At 60.5% G+C, this 17,789-nt stretch carries 16 protein-coding genes and 1 pseudogene; 7 read left to right on the top strand and 10 right to left on the bottom strand.

The genetic code is table 11. From position 1 onward, the window contains the following. The first annotated feature begins 96 nt into the window (after positions 1-96). The 7 genes from AUL33_RS20680 to AUL33_RS20650 all read left to right on the top strand — a co-directional run bounded on the left by AUL33_RS20680 (position 97) and on the right by AUL33_RS20650 (position 5,210). Positions 97-2,211, top strand: a complete 2,115-nt coding sequence (locus AUL33_RS20680) for a TadE/TadG family type IV pilus assembly protein (protein ID WP_156419534.1) — start codon at positions 97-99, stop codon at positions 2,209-2,211. A 28-nt stretch (positions 2,212-2,239) separates the two neighbouring features. Then, entirely contained in the window at positions 2,240-2,794 is a 555-nt protein-coding gene (locus AUL33_RS20675) for a TadE/TadG family type IV pilus assembly protein (protein ID WP_192843242.1), read from the top strand. After that, on the top strand, positions 2,766-3,236 hold the full coding sequence (locus AUL33_RS20670) for a TadE/TadG family type IV pilus assembly protein (protein ID WP_082652790.1): 471 nt from the start codon (positions 2,766-2,768) through the stop codon (positions 3,234-3,236). The genes AUL33_RS20675 and AUL33_RS20670 overlap by 29 nt, the downstream gene beginning before the upstream one ends. Before the next feature lie 162 nt (positions 3,237-3,398). Then, positions 3,399-3,623, top strand: a complete 225-nt coding sequence (locus AUL33_RS20665) for a hypothetical protein (protein ID WP_062212950.1) — start codon at positions 3,399-3,401, stop codon at positions 3,621-3,623. Between the two features lie 15 nt (positions 3,624-3,638). Continuing rightward, positions 3,639-3,836, top strand: a complete 198-nt coding sequence (locus tag AUL33_RS20660) for a hypothetical protein (RefSeq protein ID WP_062212947.1) — start codon at positions 3,639-3,641, stop codon at positions 3,834-3,836. 38 nt (positions 3,837-3,874) lie between these two features. Beyond that, a complete protein-coding gene (locus AUL33_RS20655; RefSeq protein ID WP_156419533.1) occupies positions 3,875-4,093 on the top strand; it encodes a hypothetical protein in 219 nt (72 codons plus the stop codon). Positions 4,094-4,103: 10 nt separating this feature from the next. Beyond that, on the top strand, positions 4,104-5,210 hold the full coding sequence (locus tag AUL33_RS20650) for a phosphatase PAP2 family protein (RefSeq protein WP_062212942.1): 1,107 nt from the start codon (positions 4,104-4,106) through the stop codon (positions 5,208-5,210). Positions 5,211-5,219: 9 nt separating this feature from the next. Here the strand turns inward: AUL33_RS20650 and AUL33_RS21835 are convergent, their stop codons facing one another. The 10 genes and pseudogenes from AUL33_RS21835 to AUL33_RS20610 all read right to left on the bottom strand — a co-directional run bounded on the left by AUL33_RS21835 (position 5,220) and on the right by AUL33_RS20610 (position 17,684). Then, positions 5,220-5,735, bottom strand: coding sequence for a MarR family winged helix-turn-helix transcriptional regulator (locus AUL33_RS21835; RefSeq protein WP_192843241.1), 516 nt, complete (start codon positions 5,733-5,735; stop codon positions 5,220-5,222). A gap of 177 nt (positions 5,736-5,912) precedes the next feature. Further along, positions 5,913-7,304, bottom strand: coding sequence for a diguanylate cyclase domain-containing protein (locus AUL33_RS20640; protein WP_062212936.1), 1,392 nt, complete (start codon positions 7,302-7,304; stop codon positions 5,913-5,915). Positions 7,305-8,316: 1,012 nt separating this feature from the next. Continuing rightward, the gene (locus AUL33_RS21830) at positions 8,317-9,330 is read right to left on the bottom strand and encodes a helix-turn-helix transcriptional regulator (RefSeq protein ID WP_156419532.1); all 1,014 of its coding nucleotides are present in this window, start codon (positions 9,328-9,330) and stop codon (positions 8,317-8,319) included. A gap of 234 nt (positions 9,331-9,564) precedes the next feature. Continuing rightward, positions 9,565-10,215 carry a DUF4113 domain-containing protein gene (locus AUL33_RS22990; RefSeq protein ID WP_306302802.1) on the bottom strand — a complete coding sequence of 217 codons (651 nt, stop codon included), beginning with the start codon at positions 10,213-10,215 and terminating at the stop codon, positions 9,565-9,567. 75 nt (positions 10,216-10,290) lie between these two features. Next, a pseudogene (locus AUL33_RS22985) lies at positions 10,291-10,851 on the bottom strand (hypothetical protein). 6 nt (positions 10,852-10,857) lie between these two features. Beyond that, positions 10,858-11,223, bottom strand: a complete 366-nt coding sequence (locus tag AUL33_RS20630) for a LexA family transcriptional regulator (RefSeq protein ID WP_244492375.1) — start codon at positions 11,221-11,223, stop codon at positions 10,858-10,860. A 538-nt stretch (positions 11,224-11,761) separates the two neighbouring features. Then, positions 11,762-13,825, bottom strand: a complete 2,064-nt coding sequence (locus AUL33_RS20625) for a methyl-accepting chemotaxis protein (protein ID WP_062212930.1) — start codon at positions 13,823-13,825, stop codon at positions 11,762-11,764. Positions 13,826-13,962: 137 nt separating this feature from the next. Then, entirely contained in the window at positions 13,963-14,865 is a 903-nt protein-coding gene (locus AUL33_RS20620) for a hypothetical protein (protein ID WP_192843240.1), read from the bottom strand. After that, a complete protein-coding gene (locus AUL33_RS20615; protein WP_062212927.1) occupies positions 14,862-15,299 on the bottom strand; it encodes a hypothetical protein in 438 nt (145 codons plus the stop codon). Before AUL33_RS20615 ends, AUL33_RS20620 begins: the two co-directional genes overlap by 4 nt. A gap of 81 nt (positions 15,300-15,380) precedes the next feature. Continuing rightward, complete coding sequence (locus AUL33_RS20610) at positions 15,381-17,684, bottom strand: ParB/RepB/Spo0J family partition protein (RefSeq protein WP_062212924.1); 2,304 nt, start codon at positions 17,682-17,684, stop codon at positions 15,381-15,383. Positions 17,685-17,789 lie beyond the last annotated feature (105 nt).

The raw sequence follows: 17,789 nt of genomic DNA, 5'->3' as shown, positions 1-17,789 counted from the left end.
CTTCTTAGCTAAATCTACCTTTCCGATTTTTGTTAGCGGTTCAGACCACCTTAACGATTGAGTCGCGATAAAGATGGACACAGGATTCGTTCTTCGATGTATTTCAAAAGGGTCGTGCCTCACTGTTGCCGGATTGGCTCGGTCTGGCGCAAGCACAACTCACCCGTACGGATCTTCCAGCCCGAATCCTTGCCGTTTTCTTCTGGTGAGTGGTCCACGACGTTGCGTATTGATCGCCATAAGAATGCCACAACCGCAACCAAGCGGCATCTGGCGCGATTTTCCAGAGACCAGCACGGTGGCGTCGCCATCATGGCCGCGCTGGCGCTTCCCACGATGATCGGCGTTGCGGCGCTCGCCGTGGAATACAGCAGCGCCCTCACGATCCAGACCGAGCATCAGCGTGTGTCGGACGCGGCGGCCTTCGCCGGCGCGCTAGCCTTTAACCAGGGGCAGTCCGAAGATACGATGCGAGCCAGCGCCTTGAACATCGGGCAGCTTCACGGCATTCCCGCATCGCAGATGACGGTAACGCTGGTGGCTTCACCGCGATCTGCGGGCTCGAAAGCGGTCAGCGTCTCGATCGCCTCGCCGCACGCCCTGTTCCTCGCCAAGGTGCTGGGCGCCAAGGATCTGACGATCGCCTCGGCCTCGATGGCAGAGGTCGGCGGTGGAACGGACGGCGCCGGCTGCATCATCGCCTTGGACCCCGCCGGGACCGGCATCACGATGTCAGGCGGCACGACCCTCAATGCCTCGAAATGCACAGTGGCCTCGAACGCCTCGATCTCCTCGCCGTGCGGGACCAAGATCGTCGCCAAGAACGCGATCTACAACTCGGCCAGTGCCCCCGTTCAGCCGGATTGGTGCAAGACCATTCAGAAGCCGGACGGAATGCCGGCGTCGTTCACCAAGCGGGCGACACCCGACCCCTTGGCCGACAATAAGGCGGTCGCGGCGGCGGTCGACCAGCTGAAGCTTGTCGCCAAGCTGAAGGCGCTCAACGCGCCAAGTGGTGGCAGCGGCAAGGACCTCGACTTCAATCCCTGGGACATAGGCAAGCGTCAGAAGCTGACGGAGGCCCTGACGGAGCAGGGATGCAGCGCGGTCTACGGCTCGATCTGGACCGTCACCTGCGACCCCACGCGCAAGGCGTTCAAGTTCGGCGACTTCCTGATCGACAGCGGTCAGATGGTCGAGTTCGATCTCGGACGCGATCAAGCGCGCTTCGACATTGCGACCTACACGTTCGCCAGCATCAAGAGCCAGGGTGGCGGCAATTATCGGTTCGCCGCCGGCAACTACGTCGTGCCCGGCGGTATCACGATGGACGGCAGCGAAGCCACGTTCGGCGCCGGCTCGTTCCAGGTCGGACAAGGACCCTGCGGGTTCTCGATCTGCGGCGGCAACAACGGCGCGATGACGTTTGCCGGTCCCTCGTTCTTCGAACTGCCCTCCGGCATCATGATGGATGGCGGCGTCAAAGGGGTGATCGGATCTGGCAGCCGCAACAGCTACAAGATCGGCCCGTCCACGACCGATCGCGCGATCCATGTGAAGAGTGGATCGCTGGTGCTGGCGGGCGCCAGCGGTTCTGCCACGACCTACGAGATCAAGGGCCGGATCGAAACCGGCGGCGGGACTTGCCTCGCGCTGCCCGCCAGTGCGCAGCATGACATCGCTGGCTCAATCGATGTCTCTGGCGCGCTGGAGCTGGGGGCCGGGATCTACACGATCGACGGATATCTCGGCCTCGGTCAGAGCTACGGCGGTGCCGCCGACTGCAACGGTCGCAACACCAGCCTGTATGCCAAGGACGTCACGATCGTGCTGTCCGGAAAGGAGACGATGACGAGCTGGGCCTGCCTGGGCACGTCGTTCTGCGCCTCCAGTGGCTACAGAAAGATGGTTCTGACTTCGCCGGCATCGGGCGACTTCGCACAGATTGCGGTGATCGGCCCGCAAGGCAACAAGGCCGGGGCGGCGCTGACCAGCGGCGCCAGCGGCGGGACGGTCTCGGGCGCCTTCTACTTCCCGAAGGGGCCGATCAGGATGGATGGCGGCTCGTCCGCCTCGGGCTCGCCGGAGAGCTGCCTAATGATGATCGGCACGACGATTACCTTGTCGGGCGGCACGGCGGCGGCGTCCGAATGCGAGAAGCTGAAGGGCGGAACCGGCGGTGCCGGCAAAATCGCGAAGCTGGTGCGCTGAGATGGCCGGGTTCGTAAAGCTCCGATCCATGGGGTCAGTGTTCCGACAGGATGTCGGCGGTGTTGCCGCGATCGAGTTCGCGATCATCGGGCCAGTTCTCGTGCTCATCCTGGCGGGCGCGAGCGACATCGGCTTGGCTGTTATGACGCGGATGCAGGTCAACGAGGGGGTCTCGGCTGCCGCCAATGCCGCACTGGTTTCTGGGGCAGGGCTGTCGAGCGCCAGCGCCGACGCCACTGCGACGGTGATGGCCAAGATCCTTCAGCGCACGCGTCGCCTCGCCAATCCGACCGCCACCTACAAGATTACCTTCAACGGTGGCCGCTCCTACGACTTTCGAGGTGGCTCGGGCGTCGCCTCCGGCGCTGCCTCGGCGGCGGACGAATGTCGCTGCCCGATGCAGGCCAACGGCGCCATCGCTTGGGGCGCCAAGGTCGACTGCAACACCCCATGCTCCAACATGAGCCTGTCTGGCCGGTACGTCTCGATCGAGGTAACGTGGCCCTACACGCCCCTGTTCGCTCAATACGGCTTCATCCGCAACGAGGGCATCCATGTGCAGACATTGGCGCTGGTCCAATAGGCGCGCCCCGCACGCGCTTCTAAGGGACGAAGGGGGCACGACCGCGGTCGAGTTCGCGTTGCTCGTCTGGCCGTTCATGCTTCTCCTGTTCGGCACGATCGAAGTCGGCCGCGTAGTATGGACCCAAACGGCGCTCGACAAGACGGCGACGACCGCAGCGCGCTGCATCGGCATCCGCAACGAGAACTGCACACAGCAGGGCACCTTCAGCCGCGATCTAGCGGTCGCCTTCATCCAGCAGGAAGCGCGCTCCTGGGGTATTGCGCTGGCAACGTCCGCGATCACCGTCGAGGACGCTGCCAGCTGCGACGGTGCGCCTGGCCAGTCGAAGGTCAGCCTCTCCACCGACATCTTCTCTCCCCTGCCCTTCATCGCGAAGCTGATGGCGGGCTCCGAGCACATGCAGGCCAGAGCCTGTTTCCCGACACAGGCTGCATCGTGATGTCCAGCGTGATGGAAGCACTCCCGAACGAGTTCGACCCGGGCTCGATCGTGCTGCGCGAGATCCACCGCCATCTCGCTAAGACCGATCCCATGTCTGCGACCTACCACTTCGTCAAGACCTTGGGTCGAAGACCAGGCCGATCGCCTTCTGAAGTCGCTGGTGACGTTCTTCAAGTTCAGGGAGAGCGGGACCGGCAAGCTAGTGGTCCATGTGTTCGGCTCGGGCGTCCTTCTGAAGCGGCGCGGCCCGATCCTTGCGCTGACGGCCCTCTTGGTCGCCGAGCAGTTCGGGCTCGGCGAGACCTACATGCAGACCCATCTTGGCGCGGTATCGTTGCGCAAGGCGATCTGTCGCCTGGATCGCGCGCAGTACGCGGCGGTCTGAGACGTCGACGCTCTCGTGCGGGTCAACGCGGTGCTGCCGAACTGGACCGTGCCGATCATTCCGCTGGGCGGGCGCGCCGGCGCGACGAACCTTCTCTACCTCGGCTTTCCCCGCACGCCGAACGCCTTCCGCAAGGCGCGTCGGCCGAGTTCGCTCGAGAGCAAGGCGGTGACGGTGCCCTATACCGGCGCAACTTCATGGGGGCATCGGTAGAGCAGCCGCTGTTTCTGGAATGGGCGCAGAAGATCGAGATGCGTGGGTTCGAGCGCTCCAGCGCCGACATCAGTCTCGATCCCAAAGGCGTGATCGGTGGGCCGGTGTTCGAGATCGTGGCTAGGGTGGAGGGCGATCTGTCGTTTTGCCTGATGGCCATCACGGTCGAGTGCCGCAGGGATGGCGGGGTGATGTTCGCGGCCCGCACGCCAACGGTCGAGCCGCTTCTGAACCGCATCATCGATCGAAGCATCTAGGCGACCTTCTGTGACAGCCAACTTCGCCATCCACCGCTATGTCGCGCTTGGCGCCCGGTCATGGGTCCGGGGCAGCTTGGCAGCCTTCGAATGCCACAGCCTTCTGGCGGCTATCGTGGCCGCTCAGATCGCCATCTATGCAGCGCTGCACGTCGTCTACCCGCAGATGCGCAACGCCAACCCCTACGATCTCGTCGCAACGGCGAGCGAGCTTGGCACCTTCATCCTGCCGATCTGCATTCTAACAATCTGTCTTTGCCGCTTGGTGCGCGCCCGGCCCAAAGGCAGTCCGACCGTCGCGCTCTTGCGCGAGGTCTGGCGCTACATCAGTGACCGCGACCGGCTCGCCAATGGTGTGCCGGTGATCGTGCTGTTCGTGCCGTTCTCCGCCCTGTTTGCGAGCCTCAAGATCGCGATCCCGCTGATCCAGCCATTCGCATGGGACGAGACCTTCAGCGCCTGGGACCGCGCGCTGTTCCTTGGAGCGCTGCCGCACGAGGTTCTGAACCCTCTGATGAGCCATCCTATCGTGCTGTTCGCTACGAACATGGCCTACAATGCCTGGTTCGTCCTGATGCTGGCGACGCTGGTCGCCTGCGCTTTCATGAAGAGCCGGACGGTGCTGCGCACGCGATATCTCGTCGCCTTCTTCCTCGTCTGGCTGGTGGAAGGCAACATCCTGGCGCTGTTGCTCTCGTCTGCCGGTCCTTGCTTCTATGGCCTGATCGGGCTGGAGCCCAACCCCTATCTCGGACTGATGGCGTCGCTTCGCGAAGCGGACGCAACAGCGCCGATCTATGCGCTTCGCGCGCAAGGTTTCCTTTGGTCCGGCCATATCGGCGAAGGCGCGTCCGTGGGCATCTCCGCAATGCCGAGCCTGCACAACGGCGTCGCCATCCTGATGGCGCTCGCGGCCAGCCAACTCGGCCCTCGGCTTGGTCTTGTGTTCGCAGCCTATGCGGTCTGGATCTTCCTCGGCTCGATCAGCCTCGCCTGGCACTACGCCGTCGATGGGCTGGTCGCCCTGCTGGCGACTATCGCCCTTTGGACGCTGGCCGGGACGCTCGCCCGGTGGTGGCATCAGGGACGCGAAGCGATCTGTCCAACCAGAATTTGAGACCTAACGCTATGCCTTCTCGGGCTCGTCAGGCAGCAGTGTGAAGGATGCAGTGATGCTAGGATCGGTCGTCATATTGGCGCGCATCTTGGTCAAAACGGCTGCCAAACGATCCATCTCATCCGCCTGGATGTCCTGCGTCATTGCACGGTAAAGATTGTCGAAACAGGGATCGAGATCCCTCATGACCTTGAAGGCTTTGGCGGTGGGGTAGAGAGGCTTCTTTCGTTTGTCGGTTGGGCTCTCTCGTCGCTCCACGAGGCCTGCTTTTGTGAGACGATCGATCTGCGCGATCAGGGACATCGGCTCTAAATCCATGCGAGCTGCAATACCGTTTAGTCCGGCACCCTGATAGCGAATAACAGCCCCGAGCGCTCGTAGGGAAGCTGGAGTTAATCCCTGCTCGTTATCGACAATCGACTCTCCGAGGGCTTGATAAAACAGACGAGCCGTATCCATGAGAAGAAAAAACGTATCACTAGCCGCGGGGACCGAACCCAGCGCCTCCGGCGAATTGCTTGCCATCATTTACCTCATTTAAAGGTTTTTTATTGGAGCCAATACTAACACTAGCCCTTACGGCGAGTGACGGCATTTGTTTTGTCGCTAATACGTGCCGACCTTGATGTTACCGCAGTCTTGCAAATCGTTCCGGCATGCCCACCCGCAGACGCAATTAATACGTAGACGACGCCAAGCTTTCTACTGTGATTTTTGACGCGAACTATTAGACGGCACCCCTATATAAAAGCGTATCGAGCCTTTGCCCTCTCGTTTACCCATATAAAGCGCTTGGTCTGCATGACGGATGAGATCGAGTGGGGCCTTACCATCTTTAGGAGCTATTGAGACGCCGATGGTAGCGCCGACTTTGACCGTTTGATTAGCGACCGACATTGGGAGGCTTATGGCGCCAATAATCTGCGCCCCAATGCTGCGAATGATAGAGACATCAAGGTCTTCAGCAATTAGAACGGCGAATTCGTCGCCACCTAGACGGTAGACCGATGCATTGTCCGGTACCGCTGCTTTGATATGGTGGGACGCCGTACGGAGAACCATGTCACCAACTTCGTGGCCGAACCGGTCGTTCACCGCTTTGAACCCATCTAGGTCGAGGTAGAGGAGTGTATGAGGCGTAACCTGCCCTTTGATGTCAGTCATCGCCTCCAACTTCCGCATCAGGACGGATCGATTGAGAAGGCCTGTCAGCGGATCATGCGATGCTCGCTCTTCAGTCTTCCTCAGGTTCCGAAGCAGTACAGTCATTTGACGAAACACAAAGAGAATCAAAATTACGAAAGCTGCTAGCAAAGCTAGTAGAAACGGCAACAGCTTCTCCAAAAGGCGCTTACCTGGGTCATCACCCGTCCAGGCCAAGCGCACAGGTACGCGGCCATCAGATGTTGTGACGACGACGGAAGCGGTTGCTGACGCCCCACCCTCCTCAATATGCAGGTCAGGCAGGCGGTAGACCTTGGAGAGTCGATCCAATTCAGCATCGTCGAGCAAATCAACGAACGCGAGAATTGTACGCCGGTCTTTGGTCTCATCCACAAGACCGTTGTATGGCCGAATGGGTGAGACCGCCACGAGCGCCGGTCGGCCGTCCGCCAAAGCGATGCCCGAAGCGGTCGCCTCTGATCCGCGACTTGCCCTTTCTGAAAGGATGCGATCAAATCCAGACGTCATGATTTGCGCTGCCGGCAGTTGCGTACGGCTCTCGTTCGACATGCCGTAAGTTGTGCGGCCATCCGGATCGAGAACGAAGACGGCGTCAACGCCGTACCGTTCTTTCATCGTCGGTCCGACGTTGGTCTCAGCCCATTCGAAGTTCGTTTCCTTCGTAAGGTTGCTTACCGCATCGTCCCAAAACGCATAGTCGTTGACAATTTTAGCTAACTCGCTCAACCGAATATCGATCATACCGCGTGCTAGATTTTGCTCGCGCTTTATTTCATCTGCGGTTTGCTGCTGAGCGAGAAACACTGCTAAGGCGATAACAAAGCAGATCATCAACCCGACTATGGCCATGATCGGGAACGCGATGTTGCGAATAATTTTTTTATGAGCTCGGCTGAGACTGTAGGGCATGTGCTATCCTTCAAACGGTATCAGCATGCCCCTGGCTGCTTGCGATAAACATAACTTCCGGTCATGGGAGAGGGAGTCTGACACGACTGGTGAGCGTCCCGGCAGCGCAGTTGAGCGAGAGTTAACTCGACAGTTCAACTTCTCCGAGAACCGAGTGCACCTGTCACCCGAACACCTAAGGCTGTTAGGCGGACTGACTGTCCTTCGTCAATAACCTCTAAAAAACAGCGGAGGATGCAGTCTGCAAGTATTTCTTGAGCATCTTCGCCTCTCTTACATAAGGCCACTTCCAAGGATGCCTTCCCACACGGCGAACTTAGCTCCGAAACGATGCTCAGAAGTTCCAGCGCCATCTGTAATTTTGATTTCAGACATTCACGCTAGCAAGCGAATGTATTGTGGTGAACGATCTGATATTCAATATTGCCTCCTGTCCAATGCGGTCAGCTTCAACACCCTCACTATTATTTCACGCGAACATTCCAATTGAAACGCATTGCCTCTACTAGAAGCCATTAAGACGGCCACTATTCCACTGGGAATCGGGGTGATCCCATTGTTAAATGAGTGGGGTAATGCATTCCGATATTAGGCCCACGAATCCATAAACTGGCCTGCAAGAAAACTAGAACAGCTGCGTAATGCTCCGCAGAGCACCTTGCATGCTCGTTGTCTGAACAATTAGGCGTAATGAATATGAGGAACATTTGGTTAAATTTCGGCGTATCATAATTGTGAAAAATTGCAGGATATTGATAGTCTCAACCCCTGGTGCTCGACGGAATGGCCGCTGCAGCCTTTCTGATCGGTTCGGCCTTTCCGACGCGGTTGCTTGCAAAATACTACGACGCAGCTACGAGGTGGTTTCCCCTTAGCACTCAACTCATCGGCCGAATGAGACGAAAAAGGTTCCTAGCAAGATATTGGCAATTTTTTTATTTTGAGACATGCGCGTAACTCTGATGAACCGAAAACAGCCTTGGCTCCTCTACGTCAACGGTCCTAGGATCTTCTACGGCCGAGACCGAAGTGTCTCGTTTGGGGAACAGCCATAACGGCGGCGATATTCGCGTCCAAACTGCCCCATGTGAATGATACCCCATTTGAACGCAATGGCTGAAACAGTTCCGGACCCGTCATTCAGCTGTAGATCTCTATGAACTTGTTCAAAACGGCGATCTATCACAAAACTCATTGGAGTTTGGCCAGTTTCTATTTTGAATGATGAATGCAGTGCACGTAAACTAACATCACAGGCATCAGCTATATCGCCAACAGTCAAACGACGATGCAAGTTTGCTTCGATAAAGGCAATCGCATTGCCGACACCTTTTGACGCAATATTTTTTTGGGTCTTTACTATATGAATTCCGCTCGCTGGCCAGCACGTCAATATTTGATATATTAATGCTTCCTTGAAAAGGGGAAGGGTCAAATCGTGGTGGGCGAGTGTAGTTGATGCGTATACTTGTATAGCACGCAACATTAATTGCAGCGCGAAAATTTTTGGTTCATTTGCATCTGCGACGGGTACAAACGTGGCTATGTCAGGGGTTGTGTTTGCTCCAAGCCTCTGCTGCGCTTCGCGAATGGCGTCGTAGGTAATGGTAGCGCCTAAGGACTCGTATGTCCCCAAACTTCCCTCTTCCCGTAAAGAGTTAAATCTGGTGAAAATTGCTTGGCTAGGATTGGAGACGAAGTCCCCTTTCTGGTGACGTCTTAGTAGCTTACCGGTTCGAGTAAAGCGCAGTGTAAACAAGTCGCCCTCATCAGTGCGACGGGTCCAAAACCCATGTTCGGATCGTGTCCACCATACACTGAGAGGATCACTTCGAAAGCCGACGAACTGGATATCGCTTCGTTGCCGCCTCTTCTGTTCAAATGCCACGGGAAGTTCACCGCAAGCGTTAAACGCCTCAAACCGTTCGTGCTGGGCCAACTCGTGTGAAAAATGGGCAACCGACAAGCTTATGTCTTTGATCATATCGGGCCTTGCGGCATCATTGGTTTGGTGTTCGCGATCCACATCGTCTTTGCCTTTATTGGAGCGCTTGGGACGCACTGCTGCCTGGGTTTGCGCTTGATATCGCCATTCCAAATTTCAATACGATTGATGTCCTTAGCGATGCAACCCTCACGTCTCGGCAACCTTTTTTGCCGTTGATCGGGGTCTCAATCCAATCATGGTTTGTGAGGTAGAGAAGGCCTATCGATACCCACCTGTCGACTCAGACGGTCATTTATTGCATGCACCAGACCTTTAGACTCGAACGATAGGCATATCTGTGATCCTTGTCGTATAGCGCGGCGATTGGTGATCCGCTGGCAGACCCCATGAGCCTTCAAACCGCTTGGTTGCAAGGACCATCGTATTCTTCCCGAAGCGGTCGTTGAAGGGGTCGAGGGCCTTCATGAGGCTGGCGCTCCGCGGTCGATCGGGCTCGAACAGAAGGCGCGGCGCGTCTTCTGCTCGAATGAGATCGTCGAGGATGATCCCGGCCTTGGTGTAGCCGTAGCCGTGACCGTTGCCGGAGGGATCGCCCTTCCAGCCGGCGCGGATACAGCGCATGGCCGCGCCCACCAGATCGAACGTATCGGCTGACATGGGTTTGAGCGAGACCGATCGCGAAGCGGAATGCTGCGGGCGATCCGACTTGTGCCGGTTGGTATGGAAGAAGGCCGTCAGCGTCCCGGCGACCAGGCCGTGAATGCGCAGCTTCTCGCACGCGCGGGTCGCATGGGCGGTGATGGCCTGGGCCAGCACGTCGAAGGAGGTCATTGGCTCGCCGACGGATCGGGTGACGGCCATGCCTTTGCGCTGCGGCGCGACCTCTTCGAGGTCCATGCAGGGAATGCCCCTCAGCTCGGCCACCAGACACTCGAGAACGACGGTGCCGATCTTGCGAGCCAAGCGGCATGGGCAGGTCGCGGAGCTGCGAGGCGAACTCGATGCCCTGGGCCACCAGCTTGGCCTCGGTTGCGGACCCTACGCCCCATACCTCGCCAACGGGCATCCGGGCCAGCACGTAGTCGGCCACCTGGGATCGGTCAGATCGCAGACGCCGGCAAACAGCGGGTTCTTTTTGGCCGCGAAGTTGGCGAGCTCGGCGAGCGTCTTGGTACGCGCGATGCCGACGCAGGTCGGGATGCCGGTGCGCTCGCGCACCTCGGCCCGCATGTCGGTGGCGTGCTTCAGCATCCGGTCGCCGAAGCCGGAGAGGTCCACGAAGGTCTCGTCGATCGAGTAGTTCTCCAGGCGCGGCGAGAAGTCGTCGAGCACGGCGAAGACACGCCGGCTCATGTCGCCATAGAGCGTGTAGTTCGAGCTCATAACCCGGATCGAGTGTGCCCGGATCTTATCGCAGATCTTAAAGGCGGGGTCGCCCATCTTGACCCCAAGGGCCTTGGCCTCCTCCTAGCGGGCCACGGCGCAGCGATCGTTGTTGCTGAGCACGATAACGGGCACGCCGCGCAGGCGAAGGTCGAACACGCGCTCGCACGAGACGTAGAAGTTGTTGCAGTCGATGAGGGCGATCGAGATGGCCATGGCCGATCAGTCGACCGGCAGCCGGCGCACGACGCCGGCGAGAATGCCCCAAATCTCGGTGTCTTCCGTCACCCGGATCGGCCGAAAGGACGAGTCCGGCGAGGCGGGATCGAGGAAGTAGAGCCCGTCGCGGCGGGCGACCTTCTTCAGGGTGACCTGGCCGTCCACGACGGCCAGCACGACCCGGCCAAGGCGCTTTTTGCCGGCGCGGTCGATAGCGATCAGGTCGCCATCCAGAATGCCCTCGTCGACCAGCGAATTACCGGAGACCTTCCACCAGAAGGTCGAGCTCTCGCGCCGGACGATCCAGGCGATGGGATCGATGCTCTCGTCGAGATCGTCGCCTGCAGCCGAGGGGAAATCGGTGGGCACGCAGAACGGCGCCAGCCAATACTCTCACGTCGGGATGTTTGCGACTTGGACAGCGGTGAGGGTCGGAAGTGCAGGAATGAGGGTACGAACCGTGAACAGTGCAGGTCCATAGGACGACGTGATTCCTAATTGTTAACCCAGGGATCAAAATATGAACGTTCCGGGCAAGCCATCCCCAGCCGTGGGTTCCCCCCTGTGGATAAGGCGTTTTTCCACCAAAATTTGGAGACCTTGCAACCACGGGCTCCTTCCAGCTAAAGGCTGCGACAAGGATAGCGTCCTAACCTGTTAGCCCCGCAGGGGGCCGCTTGGAGTTGGGACGACGATGCAGCAATCGCAGATAGCAGCGAAGAAGCATATCCGCGACCTGCAGCGAGCGACGGCACAAGTGATGCACCGGGTCGAACTTTTGCAGCCCGTTTACGATCTTCCGCATGCTCTTGCAGAGCGGCTGAATAGGCTCGACCAGACCCTGGCCGCGAGGCAGGAGTGTGATCGAACCCATCGCTGAGCTACAATCGATGATGGGACTGTGAGTTCAGGCGCTCATGCGCTCGAAGCCCTGACCGAGATCGAGATCGACGCCATCCTTACGACGCTCCTGTGGAACTGTCGTTCGGATTGCCGGTCGGACGTGCCCTACAGCCTGCAGGACGTCACGGTCCTGTGAGACTGGATCGAGTCGGCCAGACGTTGCCATCTGCGACCGGCTGGTGCCAGCTGTGACCCGAAAGAAGGCCACGCGCTCGCTGAGATGTCCCGCCTCTTCCGACAGTTGAGCAGCGGTCGCCGACATCTCATTGGCCGCACTCGCGTTGACCTGCGTCACCTGATCGAGCTGAACGATTGCCTGATTGATCTGCTCGATACCCACCGACTGCTCGCGGCAGGCGGCCGAGATCTCGGACACGAGATCAGACGTTCGTTGGATGTCAGGCACCAGCTGTCGCAGGAGCTCACCAGCCTCCTGCGCAACTCCAAGCGTCTCGCGTGATAGGGTATCGATCTCACTGGCCGCCTGCTGGCTGCGCTCGGCGAGTTTCCGCACCTCCGACGCCACTACGGCAAAGCCCTTCCCATGCTGCCCGGCCCGTGCTGCCTCGATCGCTGCATTCAATGCAAGCAAGTCAGTCTGGCGCGCGATCTCCCGCACCACGGCGATGCGTTCGGCGATCGTCTCCATCGCGTCCACCGATTTCGCCACGGCGTGACCGGAACGTTCTGCGTTAAGCGACGCGGAGACCGCAATGCGCTCGGTCTGAGTGGCGTTATCAGCGTTCTGCCGGACGTTTGCCGTCATCTCCTCGACTGCCGCAGAGGCTTGCTCGCTGGCTGCCGCTTGCTCCGTGGAACCAGATGACAGTTGATCTGCGGTCGCAGCAGACTGAGTCGATCCCGATGCCACTTGGTCCGCCGACGAACGGACGTCCGACACGATCTCACGCAGGCGGCTCGACATGGAACCCAGGGCACGTTGCAGGTCCCCGATCTCGTCACGCGAGCGAGCCTCGATCGTCTGTGTCAGATCGCCTGAGCCGATGCTCTCCACCAATTTTAGCGACCGATCGATCGGGCGCCGAACCAGGCGGTCAGCGAGAAGCCACAAGAGGATGAGCGTTCCGACCAGTATTGCCAATCCACTCAGCACGAGCGAGTTGATCTCCTCTCGGACCGGTGCGGACAGGGTCGCCATCGGAACGTCCAGAACGACGACCCAGTGACCATCGGCATAGGGAAGGTCGAGGGAGACAAATGAACGTTCAACGAGGCCAAGTTCGGGAACGTCGATATTAGCGATGCGCTGCGGCTGGGACGTGGCCAAGGCGGCAGCTAGGGCTTCCGCACCCGCTACGGAGCCGTAGGGCTTCGTCAAAAGGCTTTTGTCAGGGTGGGCAATCCAGTGGCCCTTGTCGGATAGAAGCATCACCCGGCCTGTTCCAAGCGGCTTCATTCGCGCGAGCGCGTTGCTGATCTCGCCAAGACCGATGTCGATCCCGCTGACACCGATCTGGCGGGTTCCCGACATGACCGGGAACTGCGTGCTGGCATAGAGGATGGGATCCGCAATCAGCGTATCAAGTGAGGGTTCGGTGAAGGACGCCTTCCCGTCGGTGTAAGTCTGCTCCCAGATCGGATCTTCGTAGCTGAGGGGATAAGGCGTCATGACGAGTTGCCCGCTGGCATCACGGCTCCAGGCAGGCATAAAGTCACCGTTGGCGTTCGCACCAAGAGCTGCATCGTTCTGATTGGCTTGCCCGTCGAACGCATGACCGGGCAACTCGATGAACCAGGTCCCGACCGCCATCGGGAAGGTCTCCAGTGCTATTCTCGCCTCTTCGATCACACTCCTTCGCTTGAGCTCGCCGGCAGCGTGTCTCGCACCCAAGCTCTTTGCGGTGACTCGCGCGCTTGCAGCGATTGGCGTCAGGTCTCCCAGAACCGTACGCGCAGCAAGCTGCATCTCTGCATCCACGCGCGTCTGCATCGTCGTTTTGACCTCAGAAGCGGTCCGCCAGGCCAGAACCGATGTCGTCACTCCCACCGTGAGCGCGATAGCGGCGCTAGAGGCCAGCAGCAGTTTGGCAGTGACGCTGAAGCGCATTGAGATATCCTTCTGTAATCTCCGATTGTGGTAGTCAAAAAATGTGCATGAGATCTGAATGGAACTTACGAACAGGACCTGACGCAGGTCCACGAAAAGTAGTTTGGTAAATATGATGTTAGTAAGTCTGCCAACCTTTATGATGCTATAAGCGCCGCGAGTTGAGAACACAAAAAAAGAGAGAGCCTGAGGCTCTCCCCTTTCCGTCGCCTCCTCCAGCCGATGAAGGCGCTGGGCGCGTCGTCTGGCAGTTCCTCGTATCGTGCGGGATCGACCACGAAGCCGAAGCGACCGACCTCGTATTCGCCGCGCGGGATCAGGAAGCGCCGGCGCTCTTGGTGCTGGTCGCCGACGCTGGCAACAACCTCGGTGAAGCCGGGTCGCTCATCCGAGATGATGGCGGAGCCGACGATCCAATTCGCCGCGTTGGCGGCCTGGAAGGCACGCCGATCCTTGGCATGGGACTCGCCGGGCGCCAGTGTCGTGGCGAAGATGGCCTCATAGGCGTCCGGCTGCGCGTTACGAATGGTCTTGCGGGCCGACCTGCGCTCCAGGGCCGTGAACAGTTCACCGAAGGCGAGCGCGATCGCTGCCCACGCACAATCCTCCTCGTACCAACCATCCGACGCGCGCAAGGCCGGGTGAATGCGGGCGTTGGCCTCCGGCGCAACATGGAAGCCGCCATGGCCGCAAGTGGAGTAGGCGACGATACCGGGAGCATAGGTCTCGGCGTGCTGCGCCCTGCCCCAGGGCGTCTCCCGCCGCGACGCGGTGCTCTGGCGATTAAGCGCTGCCTTCTCGCGCTTGTGGCGAAGCGCGTCTTCGACATGCGCCTTGAACCCATCCTCGCCGGCAACGTCGCCGCAATGCGAGAAGAAGCTATCACGGTTCCAGTCCGAGAAGTGACCCCGAAGGCACCAGCCCATGGCGACGAAGAACCCGCCGCCGCGCTTGGGCACCATGGCGTAGGCATCATCGCCGTAGCGAGCGGCAACGAGGTTGTCGGCCGTCAGGCCGTAGGCTGCGACGAGAGCGCTCATGCCGCGTCCTCCGCGATCTCTTCGTCCGCTTCGGTGACGACCTTGATGAGTGCGTCGCTGATGAGGTTGTCGGCGAGCCACTTCACCGCCTCGCCATAGTTGGCCGCGACATGAAGGAGTTCGCGCCGGCTAGCGCGAACAACCCGGGCCGATCCCGGTGTCGGACGACGCTGGACCTCGAAGCGCAAGGACGTGTCGAAGGAGTAGCGGGTCTGTAAGACGATCGGGGCGGTGTCTTCCATGGAGCCCTGCCGGACCACGAAGGCCGGACGCTGCCCCGGGCCGGTCTCGATGCTGACGAGCGTTCCCGTGTAGTTCTGGCAGTTCCAGTTCGAGAGCTTGCGATGGAAGCGCTCCGGGGGCCTGGGTTCGCCGTTGGAGACGAGAAGGGTGGAGCCGAGCGGCGTGGATTCGATCAGAGTGCGAAGCGACATGGTTGTCCTCGACGGGCCGGAAACGAAAAACGCCGCCGGGTTCAGCCGGCGGCGCGTGGATCGGACGGGGAGCGGATCGGGTTATTCGGCCGCGATCGCGTAGTGGGCCTGCGTCGGGTCGTAGCCGGCGCCCACGAAGTCGTGCGTCTCGGGCATCTCGTCCTCGACCTCCAGCGAGGCCGTGAGGAAGGCCGGCACCTCGTCATCGCCGCCGGTCAGGAAGGCCGGAAGGGCGCTGCCGTCCTCTTCAGCATCAGACTCGGCCGACATGCTGTCGAGATCGGTCTCGGCCGACGTCGCTTCATTGGCGATCGGGTTCTCGTGCTTGCCGCCGAAGGTCATGCCAACCGGCAGCCAGGCGGCGGTGCGCTCGGCCGCGTCCGCTGCGATGCCGACGCGCTGGCGACCATCCGGACCGAAGGCCAGTTCCAGGGTCTTGGCGAAGTCGGCCTTCTTGCCCCCGGAATGGTCGTGCGCCCACTGCGCGTCGATCGTCTTGCAAGCGGTCTCGAACAGCATGTCCTTCTTCACACGGCCGAAGTAGTTGGCCGCCGTCGGGCGCCAGTTCTCCTCCACCGCGATGCCCATGCGAGCGCCAGCCAGCTCGATCGCCGGGATCGCGTCGCTGTCGGTGGAGAGCTGCTGATGGGCGCCCTGCGCGGCGGCAAAGGCGAACAGCGCCTGCTTCTCCGCACGTGTCAGCGCGCATAGAGCGGCGAAGCTCTCGGCTTTAGGCAGCACCATCCATTCCAGCCGGAGGTTGGCTTTCAGCGCCGCAAGGATCCTCTCCGACACGGTGTCGGTGCGATGTGCCGCGGAGGGATGGGTCAGCGCCTGGGTGATGCTGAGGTCGATCGGCCTGCGCGTGTAGCCGCTGCCAAGGACCGCCTGGCACATCGAGAAGAGCGTAAGATCGAAGGCCACTTCGAAGTCGCTGGCGAGGTGCGCCTGGAAAACCTGATGGCGAATGGCACGAAGATCCGCGACCAACGCGCCGGACATGGAGGGACCGGCTTCCGCCTCGTCGTCGGTGGACGCCGGCTTGAAGTTGCGAGGGGCCTGGAAGCGCACCGCGGGCAGGGTCGCCCCGGTCTCGGTCTCGAGATCGATGTCGGCCGAGGCCGCATCGGGCTCGTCCGACCCGTCATCAGCGGCGGTAGCCGCGATAGCCGCAAGACGCTCGGCTTGGCGCGCTTCCTTCGCCGCTGCCTCTTTGGCCTGGCTGAGATCGACGAGCGCCTGCATGTCCTCGCTGCGGACCATGCCGGCCTCGACCTTCAGCTCGCCCTGGTGTCCGATCGAAAGGAACACGCCGGCAAGCGCCATGAGTTCGGGCGCGAAGACAGGCGCAGCCATCGCCTCGATCTCGTCGTAGCGGTTCTCCAACCCCTCCCATTCGGCCTGCCCGAGGTCGCTGAGCTCGTCAGCGTGTTCGAAGGCGCTAATCTGGTCAGTAATCGTGTCGAACTCCTCCTGAATTTCGTCCAGCAGGTCGGCAGCCTTCGGGTAGATCCGGCCCATGGCATTGATCGTCTCGTAAGAGACCTCGTGGGCGATCTCGACCCACTTCCAGAGGTCGCGGAAGGGCGCGGCGATCTCCTCCAGCCGCTGCGTGGCGAGGTCATGGAGGAGGCCGACGTCATCGAGGAACGTCTCGTCGCAGGACGAAAACAGGTCCTGGGTGGTCGGGCCGCCGGCCTCGGTGTAGCGCTCGATCCCGACGAAGCGGGCGAGCCTGGAGGTTGCAGACACGCGCGTCTCGGTCATGAGACGCTTCACGATGTTTGGGAAATGTGCAGCATTCCAGCCGGTCGCCTGGGGCTCGGCCTTCAGCCACACCTCCATCTGACGCTCATGGCTGTCGCTAAGCGTGAAGGCCATCAAAGCTTCCTGGGTGATGCGCCCCTCGCGATAGAGCGCCACGAGCTGCGGGGCGAGCGCTGCCAGCTTCATGCGCTTGCGCACATGCAGAACGGTGACGCCGAACCGTTCGGCCACCTCGTCCTCGGTCATGCCCTGGTCAATCAGAGCGGAGAACGCCTCGAACTCATCGGCCGGGTGCATCGCGGCGCGCATGACGTTCTCGACCAGCGAGAGCTCGGCGGCGTCCTTGGCGTCCTTCACGACGCAGCCGATCTTGGCGTCGGCCTCGATCGCGCCCTCGACGGCGAGATCCTGCAGCGCGGTCAGCCGGCGGCCGCCGGCGTAGACGTAGAAGAATCCATCCTTGCCATCGTAGGCGGACAGGTTCTGCATCACGCCATGGGCGCGGATCGACGCCTTCAGCTCATCATGCGAGGCGGTAGAGGCGGCTGTCTTGCGGGCGTTCTCCGGGGCAATGCGCAGGGTGTTGAGTGCAAGCTTGCGAACGGTTGCGGTGGTCATCGGTCGAACTCCTTAGAGTGCGACAGGCGGGGAAAGCCTCTCTCTCCCCTTCTAGCCCGTCAATCGGGCTTCCCTCCCTCTCTCTCTATCGACGCTGCCCTGAGG

Origin of the sequence: Aureimonas sp. AU12 (assembly GCF_001463705.1) — a bacterium.
Taxonomy (GTDB): Bacteria; Pseudomonadota; Alphaproteobacteria; order Rhizobiales; family Rhizobiaceae; genus Aureimonas.
Note: the sequence above shows the minus strand (reverse complement) of the source record. Positions and strands in the feature narration are given on the sequence as shown.

Excerpts from the sequence above, each read along its gene's own strand:
- AUL33_RS21835 (WP_192843241.1), bottom strand. The coding sequence starts at position 5,735 with ATGGCAAGCAATTCGCCGGAGGCGCTGGGTTCGGTCCCCGCGGCTAGT.
- AUL33_RS20640 (WP_062212936.1), bottom strand. The coding sequence starts at position 7,304 with ATGCCCTACAGTCTCAGCCGAGCTCATAAAAAAATTATTCGCAACATC.
- AUL33_RS20625 (WP_062212930.1), bottom strand. The coding sequence starts at position 13,825 with ATGCGCTTCAGCGTCACTGCCAAACTGCTGCTGGCCTCTAGCGCCGCT.
- AUL33_RS20610 (WP_062212924.1), bottom strand. The coding sequence starts at position 17,684 with ATGACCACCGCAACCGTTCGCAAGCTTGCACTCAACACCCTGCGCATT.
- AUL33_RS20615 (WP_062212927.1), bottom strand. The coding sequence starts at position 15,299 with ATGTCGCTTCGCACTCTGATCGAATCCACGCCGCTCGGCTCCACCCTT.
- AUL33_RS20655 (WP_156419533.1), top strand. The coding sequence starts at position 3,875 with ATGCGTGGGTTCGAGCGCTCCAGCGCCGACATCAGTCTCGATCCCAAA.
- AUL33_RS20670 (WP_082652790.1), top strand. The coding sequence starts at position 2,766 with ATGTGCAGACATTGGCGCTGGTCCAATAGGCGCGCCCCGCACGCGCTT.
- AUL33_RS20680 (WP_156419534.1), top strand. The coding sequence starts at position 97 with ATGTATTTCAAAAGGGTCGTGCCTCACTGTTGCCGGATTGGCTCGGTC.
- AUL33_RS20620 (WP_192843240.1), bottom strand. The coding sequence starts at position 14,865 with ATGAGCGCTCTCGTCGCAGCCTACGGCCTGACGGCCGACAACCTCGTT.
- AUL33_RS20675 (WP_192843242.1), top strand. The coding sequence starts at position 2,240 with ATGGGGTCAGTGTTCCGACAGGATGTCGGCGGTGTTGCCGCGATCGAG.